General features: G+C 36.1%; 12 protein-coding genes and 26 tRNA genes. 37 read left to right on the forward strand and 1 reads right to left on the reverse strand.

The features are described from left to right. Positions 1-45: 45 nt before the first annotated feature. The 27 genes from Q2T76_RS07650 to Q2T76_RS07780 all read left to right on the forward strand — a co-directional run bounded on the left by Q2T76_RS07650 (position 46) and on the right by Q2T76_RS07780 (position 3,666). Positions 46-118, forward strand: a tRNA-Val gene (locus Q2T76_RS07650). A 2-nt stretch (positions 119-120) separates the two neighbouring features. Then, positions 121-193, forward strand: a tRNA-Lys gene (locus Q2T76_RS07655). Positions 194-231: 38 nt separating this feature from the next. Continuing rightward, a tRNA-Leu gene (locus Q2T76_RS07660) sits at positions 232-314 on the forward strand. 8 nt (positions 315-322) lie between these two features. Then, a tRNA-Thr gene (locus tag Q2T76_RS07665) sits at positions 323-395 on the forward strand. 6 nt (positions 396-401) lie between these two features. Next, positions 402-473: transfer RNA gene (locus Q2T76_RS07670), tRNA-Gly, on the forward strand. A 12-nt stretch (positions 474-485) separates the two neighbouring features. Further along, a tRNA-Leu gene (locus Q2T76_RS07675) sits at positions 486-571 on the forward strand. Between the two features lie 12 nt (positions 572-583). Continuing rightward, a tRNA-Arg gene (locus Q2T76_RS07680) sits at positions 584-657 on the forward strand. A 5-nt stretch (positions 658-662) separates the two neighbouring features. Next, positions 663-736 (forward strand) — tRNA-Pro (locus Q2T76_RS07685). Positions 737-759: 23 nt separating this feature from the next. Further along, positions 760-833: transfer RNA gene (locus Q2T76_RS07690), tRNA-Met, on the forward strand. 4 nt (positions 834-837) lie between these two features. Beyond that, positions 838-912 (forward strand) — tRNA-Ile (locus Q2T76_RS07695). A gap of 41 nt (positions 913-953) precedes the next feature. Beyond that, positions 954-1,027 (forward strand) — tRNA-Asp (locus Q2T76_RS07700). A 4-nt stretch (positions 1,028-1,031) separates the two neighbouring features. After that, positions 1,032-1,104 (forward strand) — tRNA-Phe (locus tag Q2T76_RS07705). Positions 1,105-1,128: 24 nt separating this feature from the next. Next, positions 1,129-1,199 (forward strand) — tRNA-Gly (locus Q2T76_RS07710). 9 nt (positions 1,200-1,208) lie between these two features. Next, positions 1,209-1,283 (forward strand) — tRNA-Ile (locus Q2T76_RS07715). 2 nt (positions 1,284-1,285) lie between these two features. Beyond that, positions 1,286-1,373, forward strand: a tRNA-Ser gene (locus tag Q2T76_RS07720). A gap of 16 nt (positions 1,374-1,389) precedes the next feature. Further along, a tRNA-Glu gene (locus Q2T76_RS07725) sits at positions 1,390-1,461 on the forward strand. A 44-nt stretch (positions 1,462-1,505) separates the two neighbouring features. Continuing rightward, positions 1,506-1,595: transfer RNA gene (locus tag Q2T76_RS07730), tRNA-Ser, on the forward strand. A gap of 11 nt (positions 1,596-1,606) precedes the next feature. After that, a tRNA-Met gene (locus Q2T76_RS07735) sits at positions 1,607-1,680 on the forward strand. Positions 1,681-1,704: 24 nt separating this feature from the next. Beyond that, a tRNA-Asp gene (locus Q2T76_RS07740) sits at positions 1,705-1,778 on the forward strand. Between the two features lie 4 nt (positions 1,779-1,782). Further along, positions 1,783-1,855 (forward strand) — tRNA-Phe (locus Q2T76_RS07745). A gap of 4 nt (positions 1,856-1,859) precedes the next feature. Continuing rightward, positions 1,860-1,942 (forward strand) — tRNA-Tyr (locus Q2T76_RS07750). A 4-nt stretch (positions 1,943-1,946) separates the two neighbouring features. Then, a tRNA-Trp gene (locus tag Q2T76_RS07755) sits at positions 1,947-2,017 on the forward strand. A gap of 10 nt (positions 2,018-2,027) precedes the next feature. Next, positions 2,028-2,101, forward strand: a tRNA-His gene (locus Q2T76_RS07760). Between the two features lie 6 nt (positions 2,102-2,107). Then, positions 2,108-2,178: transfer RNA gene (locus Q2T76_RS07765), tRNA-Gln, on the forward strand. A 7-nt stretch (positions 2,179-2,185) separates the two neighbouring features. Beyond that, positions 2,186-2,256, forward strand: a tRNA-Cys gene (locus tag Q2T76_RS07770). A 31-nt stretch (positions 2,257-2,287) separates the two neighbouring features. Continuing rightward, a tRNA-Leu gene (locus Q2T76_RS07775) sits at positions 2,288-2,371 on the forward strand. 233 nt (positions 2,372-2,604) lie between these two features. Further along, the gene (locus Q2T76_RS07780) at positions 2,605-3,666 is read left to right on the forward strand and encodes a type I restriction endonuclease (protein WP_302084952.1); all 1,062 of its coding nucleotides are present in this window, start codon (positions 2,605-2,607) and stop codon (positions 3,664-3,666) included. Positions 3,667-3,688: 22 nt separating this feature from the next. On the opposite strand, the gene Q2T76_RS07785 is transcribed toward Q2T76_RS07780, so the two are convergent. Next, complete coding sequence (locus Q2T76_RS07785; protein ID WP_302084953.1) at positions 3,689-3,847, reverse strand: hypothetical protein; 159 nt, start codon at positions 3,845-3,847, stop codon at positions 3,689-3,691. A gap of 158 nt (positions 3,848-4,005) precedes the next feature. Between Q2T76_RS07785 and Q2T76_RS07790 the strand changes: the two genes are divergently transcribed. The 10 genes from Q2T76_RS07790 to Q2T76_RS07835 all read left to right on the forward strand — a co-directional run bounded on the left by Q2T76_RS07790 (position 4,006) and on the right by Q2T76_RS07835 (position 14,028). Further along, the gene (locus Q2T76_RS07790; protein ID WP_302084954.1) at positions 4,006-5,127 is read left to right on the forward strand and encodes an aminotransferase; all 1,122 of its coding nucleotides are present in this window, start codon (positions 4,006-4,008) and stop codon (positions 5,125-5,127) included. Between the two features lie 130 nt (positions 5,128-5,257). Then, positions 5,258-6,142, forward strand: coding sequence for an ABC transporter ATP-binding protein (locus Q2T76_RS07795; RefSeq protein WP_302084955.1), 885 nt, complete (start codon positions 5,258-5,260; stop codon positions 6,140-6,142). Further along, positions 6,142-6,999: an ABC transporter permease gene (locus tag Q2T76_RS07800; protein WP_302084956.1), complete on the forward strand. Its 858-nt coding sequence runs from the start codon at positions 6,142-6,144 to the stop codon at positions 6,997-6,999. Before Q2T76_RS07795 ends, Q2T76_RS07800 begins: the two co-directional genes overlap by 1 nt. Before the next feature lie 14 nt (positions 7,000-7,013). Continuing rightward, complete coding sequence (locus tag Q2T76_RS07805; protein ID WP_302084957.1) at positions 7,014-7,469, forward strand: LytTR family DNA-binding domain-containing protein; 456 nt, start codon at positions 7,014-7,016, stop codon at positions 7,467-7,469. Further along, positions 7,469-7,864 carry a DUF3021 family protein gene (locus tag Q2T76_RS07810; RefSeq protein WP_302084958.1) on the forward strand — a complete coding sequence of 132 codons (396 nt, stop codon included), beginning with the start codon at positions 7,469-7,471 and terminating at the stop codon, positions 7,862-7,864. The genes Q2T76_RS07805 and Q2T76_RS07810 overlap by 1 nt, the downstream gene beginning before the upstream one ends. Before the next feature lie 113 nt (positions 7,865-7,977). Next, the gene (locus tag Q2T76_RS07815; protein ID WP_302084963.1) at positions 7,978-8,619 is read left to right on the forward strand and encodes a deoxynucleoside kinase; all 642 of its coding nucleotides are present in this window, start codon (positions 7,978-7,980) and stop codon (positions 8,617-8,619) included. Positions 8,620-8,722: 103 nt separating this feature from the next. Then, positions 8,723-9,922, forward strand: a complete 1,200-nt coding sequence (locus Q2T76_RS07820) for a glycosyltransferase family 4 protein (RefSeq protein ID WP_302084959.1) — start codon at positions 8,723-8,725, stop codon at positions 9,920-9,922. Beyond that, on the forward strand, positions 9,915-10,943 hold the full coding sequence (locus tag Q2T76_RS07825) for a glycosyltransferase family 4 protein (protein WP_302084960.1): 1,029 nt from the start codon (positions 9,915-9,917) through the stop codon (positions 10,941-10,943). The genes Q2T76_RS07820 and Q2T76_RS07825 overlap by 8 nt, the downstream gene beginning before the upstream one ends. Further along, entirely contained in the window at positions 10,944-11,966 is a 1,023-nt protein-coding gene (locus tag Q2T76_RS07830; protein WP_302084961.1) for a lysylphosphatidylglycerol synthase transmembrane domain-containing protein, read from the forward strand. 4 nt (positions 11,967-11,970) lie between these two features. After that, the gene (locus Q2T76_RS07835; RefSeq protein WP_302084962.1) at positions 11,971-14,028 is read left to right on the forward strand and encodes an LTA synthase family protein; all 2,058 of its coding nucleotides are present in this window, start codon (positions 11,971-11,973) and stop codon (positions 14,026-14,028) included. Positions 14,029-14,133 lie beyond the last annotated feature (105 nt).

Consider the following 14,133-nt stretch of genomic DNA (forward strand, 5'->3'; position numbering starts at 1 on the left):
GTGGGAAACTGCCTGCGAGGATAGGAAGTCGCCACGCTTTAAAATGGAGGATTAGCTCAGTTGGGAGAGCATCTGCCTTACAAGCAGAGGGTCACAGGTTCGAGCCCTGTATCCTCCATTGAGTCGTTAGCTCAGTTGGTAGAGCATCTGACTTTTAATCAGAGGGTCGGCAGTTCGAGCCTGCCACGACTCATTGTACGTTAAGTACAATTTGTACAATTAAACACACATGCGGGTGTGGCGGAATTGGCAGACGCGCTAGATTTAGGTTCTAGTGTCCGCAGGACGTGGGGGTTCAAGTCCCTTCACCCGTATTATTGTCGCCGACTTAGCTCAGTTGGCAGAGCATCTGTCTTGTAAACAGAGGGTCGGAGGTTCGAATCCTCTAGTCGGCATGTGTTGCGGAAGTAGTTCAGTGGTAGAACATCACCTTGCCATGGTGGGGGTCGCGGGTTCGAATCCCGTCTTCCGCTTTTCATTATAAAGCCGGGGTGGCGGAACTGGCAGACGCGCAGGACTTAAAATCCTGTGGTGAGTGATCACCGTACCGGTTCGATCCCGGTCCTCGGCATATAATGAAAATGCACCCATAGCGCAACTGGATAGAGTGTCTGACTACGAATCAGAAGGTTGTAGGTTCGACTCCTACTGGGTGCATAGTACGGGAAATAGCTCAGCTTGGTAGAGCACTTGGTTTGGGACCAAGGGGTCGCAGGTTCGAATCCTGTTTTCCCGATTGCTTTTAAGCAAAAATAACATGGCGGTGTAGCTCAGCTGGCTAGAGCGTCCGGTTCATACCCGGGAGGTCAGGGGTTCGATCCCCTTCGCCGCTATAATGGACCTTTAGCTCAGCCTGGTTAGAGCAAACGGCTCATAACCGTTCGGTCGTAGGTTCGAATCCTACAAGGTCCATAAGTCTTGTAGGCTTAGAATTCATATCTATGATATAATTTGGTTCCATGGTCTAGCTGGTTAGGACGCCTGCCTGTCACGCAGGAGATCACGGGTTCGAATCCCGTTGGGACCGTAATGGCTCGGTAGCTCAGTTGGTAGAGCAATGGATTGAAGCTCCATGTGTCGGCAGTTCGATTCTGTCCCGCGCCATTAACAACTTAATAATATTGAAATGCGGGTGTAGTTTAGTGGTAAAACCACAGCCTTCCAAGCTGTTGTCGCGAGTTCGATTCTCGTCACCCGCTTTTTCTTTTGGGCCTATAGCTCAGCTGGTTTAGAGCGCACGCCTGATAAGCGTGAGGTCGATGGTTCAAGTCCATTTAGGCCCATTGGAGAAGTACTCAAGTGGCTGAAGAGGCGCCCCTGCTAAGGGTGTAGGTCGTTTATGCGGCGCGAGGGTTCAAATCCCTCCTTCTCCGTTTTTTAATTTTGTATGGCCCGTTGGTCAAGTGGTTAAGACACTGCCCTCTCACGGCGGTAACATGGGTTCAAATCCCGTACGGGTCATTGCACTTTTACTAAGTGTGATTTATAATTTTATATATGCATTTGGAGGATTACCCAAGTCCGGCTTAAGGGAACGGTCTTGAAAACCGTCAGGCGGGTCAAACCGCGCGTGGGTTCGAATCCCACATCCTCCTTTTAATATTATCGCGGGATGGAGCAGTCTGGTAGCTCGTCGGGCTCATAACCCGAAGGTCGTTGGTTCAAATCCAGCTCCCGCAATTTTTTATTTAAAAAAGTTTTATTGGTTCCATGGTCTAGTTGGTTAGGACGCCTGCCTGTCACGCAGGAGATCACGGGTTCGAATCCCGTTGGGACCGTAATGGCTCGGTAGCTCAGTTGGTAGAGCAATGGATTGAAGCTCCATGTGTCGGCAGTTCGATTCTGTCCCGCGCCATAATGGAGGGGTAGCGAAGTCTGGCTAAACGCGGCGGACTGTAAATCCGCTCCTTCGGGTTCGGAGGTTCGAATCCTCTCCCCTCCATTCTAGGGATATGGTGTAATGGTAGCATACGGGTCTCCAAAACCCTTGATGGGAGTTCGATTCTCTCTATCCCTGTTGTAACATGGCGGTATTGGTGAAGTTGGTTAACACACCGGTTTGTGGCACCGGCACACATGGGTTCGAGTCCCATATACCGCCCTTGATTGGGCTATAGCCAAGTGGTAAGGCAACGGACTTTGACTCCGTCAGCGCTGGTTCGATCCCAGCTAGCCCAATTAATCTGGCGGTATAGCCAAGTGGTAAGGCAGAGGTCTGCAAAACCTTCATCGTCGGTTCGAATCCGATTACCGCCTTTGGCTAGCGGCCATTGCAATAGAATAATATGCCGGTGTGGCGGAATTGGTAGACGCGCTGGATTCAAAATCCAGTTTCTTCACGGAAGTATCGGTTCGACTCCGATCACCGGTATTATGTAGCATAATAGAGAAATGTATAAAATTAAAAGCCTAATATACAGGCTTTTTTTGTTGTTCAAATTATGGATTTTTATATGAAAATTAAATTTGGGGGATTTTAGGGGAATTTTTGCAAATTACGGTATCCAAGTGAATTAAAATACAGTAAGACTATTGTACTAATCACGATTATTGATAAAATTGATTTGTAAACGCTTTTAAAATATAGCTATAGGGGAACGTATAATGGAAAAAGAGGAATTCTCAACAAATATTAAAACTATTTCGAAAAGAGTTAAGTCTTTGAAAGATAGCTTAGACACTGAAGAAGCAACAAAAACATCGTTAATAATGCCTTTCTTTCAAACTTTAGGTTATGACATTTTTAACCCATCAGAATTCATACCTGAGTATACTGCAGATGTTGGAATCAAAAAGGGTGAGAAGGTAGACTATGCTATTGTCTTGGATGATAAATTACAAATATTAGTAGAAGCAAAAGCAGTTAGTGAGGAACTAACAAAACATGATTCTCAATTGTTTAGATATTTCGGGACAACTGATGCGAAGTTTTCTATTTTAACTAATGGCGATGAATATAAGTTTTATACTGATTTAGATCAACCAAATAAAATGGATGCCGCACCATTTTTGAAAATTAATCTTTCAAAATTACGTGATAATCAAATTAATGAACTTTTTAAGTTTACTAAAGATAATTTTAACGTTGAAAAGATTACTAGTAGTGCCTCTGAATTAAAATATGTTGATCAAGTTAAGGACTTCTTTTCAAATGAACAAAAGAATCCTGATAGTGAGTTCACTAAATATGTGATGGGTGCAGTTTACGATGGCAGAAAAACCGAGAGTGCAATTGAAGACTTTAAGCCAATTATCTCTACTGCAATCACTCAATTAATTAATGAGGAAGTAAATGATAAATTGAGCAATGCACTTAATGCACCCGTATCAATAAAAGAAGAGAACTCTAAGGATAAAGAAAAATCAATTGAAAGAAGTGCCGTTGAGACAACCCCGGAAGAAATTGAAGCTTATGCAACTGTCAAAATCATTTCTAAAGATATTGTGAATGACAATAGAATTTTTTATAGAGATAATCAATCGTATTTCAATGTTCTATTAGATGATAATATTAGAAAATGGATTCTGAGAGTATATTTCACAAATACGCATAATTTTATCGAACTAAATGATGGCAAAGGTACTAAACTAGATTTTACTAATCCAACTGATATTTATAATTATTCAGATGATATTAAAGAAGTAATTAAAATACTAAGCAAATAAAAAGACCTCTTATGAGGTCTTTTTATTTCTTCCAGAGTTCGATTTCGTCATCTGAATAGTAGAATTGTTCTACGCCGTTGACGCGAACTAGATATTTTTCTGTTTTTTTATCAAAATAAATTACAGTTCCCGCCCAGTTCATTTTTATTACTCTTACTGTGTCACCGATATTAAATTTCATAGTTAGTCCTCCCAAGGAAATAAGTATAACAATTTAACTAATTAATTTCTTCACAATTTTTGTTTAAAGTTCTCTGCGATGATATAATCACAATTATAGTAAGCGCTTTCAAGTATAAAAAGAATCGCTTGAACTAAATAATTGTAAGGAGAATCAGTATGGAGATTAATGCTTTTGGTGTAGAGGAATGGTTGAATGTTTGGGAAAAAAGTGCCACTTATGATATTGCTCAAAGTACGATTTCTTCAATGACAATGGATGAAATTTTGAATCTTGATGGTAATCAGGGGAAAGAATTTTATGAGTTACTCAATACTCAAAAGATGAATTATGGTTGGATTGAAGGTTCACCTGAATTCAAAGAAGAAGTTTCTAAGTTATATAAAAATGTGGATCCCGATAATGTTTTACAGACCAATGGGGCAACTGGAGCTAATCATTTAGCGCTATATGCTCTTGTTGAACCGGGGGATCATGTGATTGCTGAATATCCTTCATATCAACAACTTTATGATATTCCTAAATCACTCGGTGCTGATGTGGACTTCTGGCAAATTCATGAAGAAGATGATTGGTATCCCTCAATTGCTGAATTAAAGCAGTTAGTACGACCTGATACCAAATTAATTTGTTTAAATAATGCTAATAATCCCACGGGAACAATTTTGAATCGTGAGTTTTTACAACAAGTTGTAGAGATTGCTAAAGAAGTTGGGGCATATATTCTTGTCGATGAGGTTTATCTTCCTTTAGATGATCCAGATAAGTTTGCTTCAATTATTGATTTGTACGACAAAGGAATTGCTACCAATTCACTCTCCAAAACTTATTCAGTTCCCGGTGTCAGAGTGGGTTGGGTAGTTTCCAATTCAGAACTTGCGGAAATGTTTAGAAAATATCGTGACTATACAATGATTTGTTGTGGTGTTTTCAATGATATGTTAGCTGTTTATGTTTTGCGTCATCGTCAGCAAGTCTTGGAAAGAAATCGTAAATTGGTCTTGAGTAACTTGCAGATTTTCAAAGATTGGATTGATAGTGAGCCAAGGGCAAGTGTCATCATGCCGCAAGCTGTTTCGACATCATTTCCAAAACTAGATATTCCTGATGATATTGAAGAGTTCTGTATCAAATTGCTGAAAGAAAAGGGAGTTTTGTTAGTTCCAGGAAATCGTTTTGATATGCCAGGACATGTTCGACTTGGCTATTGTGCTTCAGAAGAAACGCTAAGAAATGGTTTAACAAAGCTATCAGAGTTTATGCACGAACAATATGATTAATCTGTATTAAAGGTCATGGCTGAGAAACCATGGCCTTTTTTTGTCGCTTAGGTTCGAATTTTGACCGCTTGTCGTAATTCAATCTTTTTTGTATTTATTTAGGGTATAAATATACATGAGGTGAATGAATATGTTTATTGAAGTTAAAAACTTGGTAAAAAAATATAAAGAAAAAACTGTTGTCGATGATGTGAACATTTCAATCGATGAAGGACAATTTATAGCACTTTTAGGTCCTAATGGGGCGGGCAAGTCTACCACTATTAATATGATTACTGGCTTACTTAGCACTACTTCTGGAGAGATAAAGATTGCCGGAATGAAACCTAATGATAAACATTTTGGTCACAATATTGGTGTGGTTTTTCAACAAAGTACTTTAGATAAAGAGTTAACAGTTAAAGAGAACTTGAAGAATCGAGCAGCTATGTATCGAAATGTTCAAACAATTGAAGATTCATTAATCGAAGAGTTTGAACTGAAAAGTATCTTAAATCAAAAATATGGTAGCTTGTCTGGTGGTCAAAAAAGACGAGTGGATATAGCACGGTCATTGGTTCATAATCCTAAGGCCTTATTTTTAGACGAGCCATCAACTGGATTAGACATTCAAACTCGAAGTGTTATCTGGCAAACATTAGATCACTTTCGAAAAGAAAACGGATTGACAATTATCTTAACGACGCATTATTTAGAAGAAACAGAAAACGCCGATTTTGTTTACATAATTGATCACGGAAAAATTATTAAGGCAGATACTGTAAGTAATTTGAAGAAAAACTTTGCAAGAAATATTTTGACTTTGGAAACTAAACAGAAAGAAAACGTTATTGAGCTTTTGAACGAATACCAAGATATTAAGACTGACAAGAACTGTCTTTCAATTTATGTTCAAGAAAAAGAAGCGGTAATCTTAGTATTAAATAAGGTTAGTGATTTGATTGAGAACTTTGAATATAAAAAAGGTACGATGGACGATATTTTTGTTACATTAACAGGAAGAGAGATAAGATAATGACAGCATTAATCATGAGAAACATAAAATTATATTTTGATAGTAAAAGTAAAGTTTTCTTCTCTCTACTAGGAGCATTGATTTCGTTTATTTTGTATATAATTTTTTTAAGTAAAAATATGCAGGATAGCTGGTCGAATATATCAGAAGTAGTTGAGTTGTTAGACAATTGGATTGTTGGTGGAACTTTGGCTATCACTGCAATTACGACTACTTTTCATGCTGCATCAATGATTGCTCGTGACAGAGAAAGTGACAGCATGAAAGATTTCGTTCTAACAGATTTGAGTTTTATAAAAATTCAGTTGTCTTATCTAATTAGTTCGGCAGTTATTGGATTTATTATGCAAGTTTTCATGTATGTAATTATGTATTTGTACTTCAAATTTCAAGATTCTGTAGTTATTAGATTTACTCCCGAATTAATTCTGATTGCGTTTATTTCAGCTTTTACTTGGGCAGTGATTGCTCAATTCATTGTCAGCTGGATTCCAAGTACTGAAGCACAGAGTAAAATTAATGGAATTATCGGAGCAGCAGCAGGTTTTTTTGCAGGAGTATATTTACCGATTGGATTCTTACCAAGTTTCGCACAGACAATTATGAAATATACACCGGCTTCTTACGGAGCTGCATTATACCGTCAGTTATTGACAAAAGACTCATTAAATCAAGCGTTTGAAAAATTGCCGGCTCATGCAATGGAAACTTTTAAAGAAAATATGGGAATTAGTATAAAGTTAAATCAATTAACTACTGTTAAGCAAGAATATCTGATACTGATATTGTTTGTGTTACTATTCGTAGTTTTATATAGTTTATGTGTGAGAAAGTTCAAAAAAATACTAATTGGGTAAGTTGAGAATTAACAATGAAGATTAATTTCATTCAGAATCAAGAGTTAACTGATAACGAAATAATAGTTAATGTCGAGTCCAAAGAATATAGCGAAGAAGTGAAAAATATTATGGCTTCGATTGATAATAAGGATAGAGGCCAAGATATCCTAGCAATCAATGGACCTGACAAAATCTTTACGATTTCTGTTGAACAGATTATTGCTATTGAAATTTGGAAGAACGAACTAACTTTTCTGAACGTAGATGGGAAATATTCTGCGAAAGGAAAGTTATTTGAAGTTATTGAAAGATTAAACAGTGATGATTTTGTACAAGTTTCAAAAAGTTCCGTCATTAACTTGAATCATCTGCAGTATTTAGAAGCATCTTTTTCAGGGAACATGTTGGCAGTGTTGAACAACGACGTTAAAGAGACGGTGAGTCGTAGATATTTAGCAAATCTAAAAATGAGATTGGGTGTGAAATAATGAAAAAAATATTACGTTCGACAATTATTGGTTTATTAATTGGTTCATTAGTTACCTGGATTTATCTGGGATTTACAAGCAATCAGATTACTATTATTCGAAGGGATTTGCTTGTCTATTTGATAATGAGTGCTTTAATTGGTGCGTGGTCAACAATTTTTTCTTTAGAAAAGCCTAAATTTTTAGTTAAACTAATAGCTCATTTCATTGTGGTTAGTCTAATAGTTATCATGGCGTTTAAACTCACCGGGATTCTACCTCAAAATATTTTTAATATCTTAATTCCAATCTGTATTATCTATCTTGGAGTTTGGATTTCCTTGTACATTTTCAATTTTTTGAGTGTGGCTCAGTTGAACAAAGCCATTGAAAAAAGAAACACTAAAAAGCACTGAAAAAGATAGAAAAATTTTTGAAAAATTATCCCCTTTAACCACTAGATATGGTAGTATAATATTCGTTGGCACAATATATTTGGTGTTAACATTGATATTAGGAGGGTATTATGATGATCGTTTTAAGTGGCACTATCGGTGCAGGAAAGAGCAGTTTGGCAACAATTTTGGCTGAACATTTGGGGACAGAACCATTCTATGAACAGGTCGATAATAACCCTGTGTTACCTTTATTCTATAAGGACCCAAAACAATACGCATTTTTACTTCAAATTTATTTTTTGAACAAGCGTTTTGATGCTATTAAAAAAGCTCTTGGAAATGATAATAACGTTCTAGATCGTTCAATCTATGAAGATTCCTTGTTCTTTCATATGAATGCCGATATGGGTCGTGCCACTCAAGAAGAAGTAAAAGTTTATGATGAATTATTAAATAACATGATGCAAGAATTACCATACGCTGCTGAAAAGAAAGCTCCTGATTTGTTAATTCAAATTGATGTATCATATGACAAAATGCTTGAAAGAATCCAAAAACGTGGTCGTGATTACGAACAAATCGATCAAGACCCAAGTCTAGTTGAATACTACAAGAATTTGTTATCTCGTTATGATGACTGGTATGACAATTACAATCACAGTCCAAAGATGAGAATTGATGGTGATAAGTTAGACTTTGTTGAAGATGAAGCCGATCGCCAAACCGTCCTAAAAATGATTGATGATGAAATTAAAAAAAGAGATGCTAAATAACAAACAATAAGAGAAATTATTTTCTCTTATTTTTTTATGGTAATTAAGGAGAATTTGATATAATAGTAAGTAATATTTAAAAGTAAGGGGTATCGAATTTAGTATGAATATTGGTATTTTTACAGATACATACTTTCCACAAATTAGTGGTGTAGCTACTTCCATCAAAACGTTGAAAGATGATTTAGAGAGAAAAGGGCATTCAGTTTATATTTTTACAACTACTGATCCGCATGTTGATAAAGATGTAATTGAACCTAATGTCTTTCGTTTGCCTAGCGTTCCGTTTGTTTCATTCACGGATCGTAGAATCGCTATCAGTGGGATGTTTCATGCTGTAGAAATCGCTAAAGAACTAGAACTAGATATTATTCATACCCAAACTGAATTTTCCGTTGGCATGATTGGAAAATATGTTGCCAATCGGCTTAAGGTACCATGCGTTCATACTTATCACACAATGTATGAAGATTATCTGCACTACGTATTGAATGGACATTTGTTGAAGCCTTACCATGTTAAACAGATGACAAAAATGTTCTTGAGCCATACTTCTGGCGCAATTGCCCCTAGTGAGCAAGTAAGAGAAGTACTGCAAAGATATAAAATAAAAACTCCAATTTCGATTATTCCAACCGGAGTGGATTTGTCTGAATTTACTAAACCAGTTGAAACTAAGAAACTCAGAGCTAGTTTAGGAATTGAAGAAGATGCTCCCGTAATTCTTTCATTAAGTAGAATTGCTATGGAAAAGAAAATCGAAATGACCATTAAGGCCATGCCGAAATTGATTAAGAAATATCCTAAAATCAAATTGGTTATTGTTGGTGGCGGTCCAGATATGGACGAAATCCAAGAGATAACGCGTAGTGTCAACATGCAAGACCATGTAATCTTCACTGGTGAAGTTGATCATGATAAAGTTTCGCCATATTATCACATGGCTAACTTATTTGTTTCATCAAGTGATACCGAAACTCAAGGGCTAACATGTATTGAAGCCATCGCCTCTGGAGCAAAGGTCATTGTCAGAAGTGCACCTTATACCGATGCACTACTAAAAGATCCTGCAGTTGGCGTAACGTTTAATACCGAAGAACAACTAGTCTCAAGTGTTAGTCGTTATCTAGATCATCCGAAAGTTTTTGATGACAGAAAAGCTCAAAAACAAATTTTGCATGATATTTCTTCGGACACTTTTGGAAATAATGTCTTGAAGTTCTATCAAGAGTCATATAAATATTTCTTGAAGCAAGAACTTTCCAAGAGCAATTTGAGCAGTGAGGAGTATAGCAATGATTAAAATTAATATGTTTTCCTCAGCTGATAAAGTTTCGGGACAAGGTGTTGGGAGTGCTTATAAAGAACTTCTAGGACTTTTGAATAAGTATTTTGCGAATGATTTTGATGTCACAATCAATAAATACATTAAAGCCGATATTACTCACTATCACACCATTGATCCTCTATTTTATTTATCAACTTTCCGCAAGAAAAAACGTGGTCGTAAAATCGGCTACGTTCATTTTCTTCCTGAGACCTTAGAAGGTAGTATCAAACTACCTAAGATTGCTCGAGTTATTTTCTATAAATATGTTATTAGTTTCTATAAGCGGATGGATCAGATTGTGGTGGTTAATCCCAGTTTTATCCCGAAGTTAGAAAAATACAATATCGCTAAAGAAAAGATCGAATATATTCCTAACTTTGTTTCAACAGATACTTTTTATGAAAAGACTGATGAACAAAAAGCTGAAATTCGTAAGAAGTTTCAGATAGAACCAGACGACTTTGTAGTCTTTGGTAATGGGCAAGTTCAACAGCGTAAGGGGATTGATGACTTTTATAAGTTAGCCGAAAATAATCCAGATATTAAGTTTATCTGGGCCGGCGGCTTTTCATTTGGAAAGATAACTGATGGGTATGATCGCTATAAGAGAATGGTTGAAAATTCACCAGCAAATCTAACATTTACAGGAATTGTAAGCCGTGACGAATTAGTGGATTATTACAACGCTTGTGATTTATTCTTACTTCCTTCATATGATGAATTGTTCCCAATGTCAGTTTTGGAAGCTTTAAGTTGTGGTAATCCAGTTCTACTTCGTAACCTCGAATTGTATGAAGCAATCTTAGATGGGTATTACGAAAGCGGTAGTGACTATGATGAATTAAATGAAAAAATTCACACATTAAGAGCTAATCCTGATAAACTAAAAGAATTAAAAGTTAAATCAAAAGAAGCTTCTGCGAAATATTCGGAAGAACATTTGAGTAAGATTTGGTATGAATTTTATACCCAACAGGCTAAGTTAGGTGAATAAATGAATCGAAAGAATATCTTAGCAATCATTGCAATGTTTGGTTTAGGTTTTGCAATTTTTGCTTGGGAATTAAGAAATACAAATATTCGTGCTTTAGTAAAAAGCATTTTAAGTTTGAACTTAGGGTGGCTATTTGTAGCGTTCCTATCAATAATTGTTTCCTACTTCTTTGAATCACTAGTTGTAAAAGTTCTGCTTAAAAATAGATTGGATCGTCAGCTTAGTCCTTGGGAATATTTTAGAATTCCATTAATTCAAGCTTTATTCAATGCGATTACGCCATTTTCTTCTGGTGGACAACCAGCTCAATTAGTTGCGTTAATGCAGTCAAAGGTTGAACCAGGTAAGGCGAGTTCGGTTCTATTGATGAAATTTATTGTCTATCAAACAATGGTGATGGTGAACTTTATCATTGCCTTGTTCATTGGTTTTGAACACATTGCTCAGAGTTATTCTGGATTATCAGTGTTGATTGTTGGTGGTTTTGTCATTCATGTGGTCACAATTTCTGTGCTATTAATGATTATGTATTACTACAAATTCACTAAAAGAGCGGCAATTGTTATCATGAAGCCAATCAAATGGTTTGCAAAGACTAATGGTGAAAAATGGGAGTTAAAATTACTAGAAAAAATTGATACCTTTTATGCAGAAAGTATCATTCTTAAGAAAGAACCAATTAAGGTAGTTAAAGCAGCTGTTTTAACATTTTTTCAGTTAATTTTTTATTATCTCGTGGTATACTTTGTACTTCTAGCATTACATGTTGAACACGTTAATTTGATAAAAGTGCTAGTATTACAGATAATGATTGTAATGATCGTCTCGATCTTCCCAATTCCTGGAGGCTCTGGTGGAGCTGAATATAGTTTTAAATCACTATTTTCAGGATATTTGCCACTTCAGAGTTCACTAGTGTTAGGGATGTTCCTCTGGAGATTTATTACCTACTTCTTTGGAATGTTTTTGGGGTTAATTGGCGTTGTCAAAAGGCCAAAAGTAATTGATTTTATGGAGAAATAAAATAATGAATGCTTTTTTTCAAAAATTGCGACAATTCTTTAATACCAAATTAGGCTTCTTTGTTCTAGCAATCGGGCTTTTCTGGCTAAAAACAGTTTATGCATATTACACGAAGTTTAACCTTGGTGTTAAAGGTTCAATGCAGACCTTCTTATTACTATTCAATCCAATTCCTACAACCGTGTTGTTACTAGGAATTGCGATTTATATGAAGGGACGCAAATCCTATATCTATCTGTTAATTATTGATGCAATTACTTCAATTTGGCTATTCGCTAATATTTTGTATTATCGTGAATTTTCAGACTTCTTAACGATGACCTTAATGAAGGGCTCAAGTTCAGTAGGGAATAACTTAGGTAAGAGTATCTTAGGGATTATTGAACCAACTGACTTCCTAGTTTTTCTTGATTTAGTTATCTTAATTCTATTATTGGCTTTTAAAGTGATTAAGGTCGATGTTAGAAAACTAAATTGGAAGATTCCAGCAATCATTACTGCACTATCAGCATTGTTGTTTGGAGTGAACTTGACCTTAGCACAAGCAGATCGTTCTGGTCTGTTAACTAGAACTTTTGATAATAACTATATTGTTAAGTATCTAGGTCTAAACAGTTACGTGGTTTATGATGGTGTCAAAACTGCCAAAACTCAAGCTGTTAAGGCTAATGCTAATAGTTCTGACTTGAAGTCAGTCAAGAAATATATAAAAGCTAACTATGCGGCTCCTAATGTTGAATATTCAGGAGTTGCCAAAGGCAAGAACGTCTTCATCATTCACTTGGAAAGTTTCCAACAATTTTTGATTGATTATAAGTGGGATGGTCAAGAAGTAACACCAAATATCAACAAGATTTATCATGAAAATAACACTTTAAGTTTCGATAATTTCTTCCATCAAGTCGGCCAAGGAAAAACCGCCGATGCTGAGTTAATGCTTGAAACATCACTATTCGGACTTCCTGAAGGATCAGCAATGGTAACCGATGGGACAACCAATACTTTCCAAGCTGCTCCAGCAATTTTAGGACAAAAAGGTTACACTAGTGCCTCATTCCATGGAGACGTTCCAAGTTTCTGGAATCGTGATAATACCTACAAGTCATGGGGTTATGATTATTTCTTTAGTTCTGAATACTACAAGAAGAAAAAAGATTACGAAATTGGTTATGGAATGAAAGACAAAATCTTCTTGAAAGATTCTGCTCAATATATCGAGCAACTTCCACAACCTTTCTACGCTAAGATGATTACCGTTACCAACCATTATCCATACTTGCTTGATAAACAAAATCAAAGTATTGAACCAACAGACACGGGTGACAATACGGTTGACGGTTATGTTCAAACAGCCAAGTATCTCGATCAATCAATTGGTGAATTCATGAACTGGTTGAAAGAAACTGGTTTAGATAAGAATAGTATGGTGGTCTTCTATGGAGACCATTACGGAATTTCTGGTAACCATAAGGAAGCTGTTGCTAAGTTATTTGATAAAAAAGAATTTGATGACTTTGATAATGCTCAATTCCAAAAAGTTCCTTTCATGGTTCACATGGATGGACTAAAAGGTGGAGTGAACCATACTTATGGTGGTGAAATTGATGTCTTGCCTACATTGATGAATTTGCTAGGTGTTAATGACAAAGATTACATTCAATTTGGATCTGACTTACTATCTAAAGAACACAAACAGATTGTTGCCTTTAGAAATGGTGATTTTGTAACGCCAGAATATACTAAAGTTGGTAGTTCATTCTATTACACTAAGACTGGTAAATTGATTAAGAAGCCAACTAAGAAGCAACAAAAGATTCTTGATGGTATTTCTAACCATGTCACAACCGAACTATCATTATCTGATAAGGTAGTTACCGGAGACTTATTGAGATTCTTCAATCCAAAAGGATTTGAGAAGGTTGATAAGAAGGATTATTCTTACAAGAAATCTACTGCTTTGAAGAAGTTAAAGAAGACCAAGAATAAGAATACTTTGATTGAAAAATCGGGCGGTTCTACAGTTGATAAGTACAAAACTGATGCCCCAGAATTAAAAGAATAATTTTAAAAACCATAAATTTATTTTATGGTTTTTTTATTTTTTAAAATTCTTTCAAAAACCCGTGATAAAAGACTTGACCGAGTAGAAGTGAGTTGGTAAACTAGT

It is taken from the genome of Lactobacillus sp. YT155 (assembly GCF_030504545.1).
Classification (GTDB): domain Bacteria; phylum Bacillota; class Bacilli; order Lactobacillales; family Lactobacillaceae; genus BQUT01.

Coding starts and splice junctions, on each gene's coding strand:
- Q2T76_RS07780 (WP_302084952.1), top strand. CDS start 2,605: ATGGAAAAAGAGGAATTCTCAACAAATATTAAAACTATTTCGAAAAGA.
- Q2T76_RS07785 (WP_302084953.1), bottom strand. CDS start 3,847: ATGAAATTTAATATCGGTGACACAGTAAGAGTAATAAAAATGAACTGG.
- Q2T76_RS07790 (WP_302084954.1), top strand. CDS start 4,006: ATGGAGATTAATGCTTTTGGTGTAGAGGAATGGTTGAATGTTTGGGAA.
- Q2T76_RS07795 (WP_302084955.1), top strand. CDS start 5,258: ATGTTTATTGAAGTTAAAAACTTGGTAAAAAAATATAAAGAAAAAACT.
- Q2T76_RS07800 (WP_302084956.1), top strand. CDS start 6,142: ATGACAGCATTAATCATGAGAAACATAAAATTATATTTTGATAGTAAA.
- Q2T76_RS07805 (WP_302084957.1), top strand. CDS start 7,014: ATGAAGATTAATTTCATTCAGAATCAAGAGTTAACTGATAACGAAATA.
- Q2T76_RS07810 (WP_302084958.1), top strand. CDS start 7,469: ATGAAAAAAATATTACGTTCGACAATTATTGGTTTATTAATTGGTTCA.
- Q2T76_RS07815 (WP_302084963.1), top strand. CDS start 7,978: ATGATCGTTTTAAGTGGCACTATCGGTGCAGGAAAGAGCAGTTTGGCA.
- Q2T76_RS07820 (WP_302084959.1), top strand. CDS start 8,723: ATGAATATTGGTATTTTTACAGATACATACTTTCCACAAATTAGTGGT.
- Q2T76_RS07825 (WP_302084960.1), top strand. CDS start 9,915: ATGATTAAAATTAATATGTTTTCCTCAGCTGATAAAGTTTCGGGACAA.
- Q2T76_RS07830 (WP_302084961.1), top strand. CDS start 10,944: ATGAATCGAAAGAATATCTTAGCAATCATTGCAATGTTTGGTTTAGGT.
- Q2T76_RS07835 (WP_302084962.1), top strand. CDS start 11,971: ATGAATGCTTTTTTTCAAAAATTGCGACAATTCTTTAATACCAAATTA.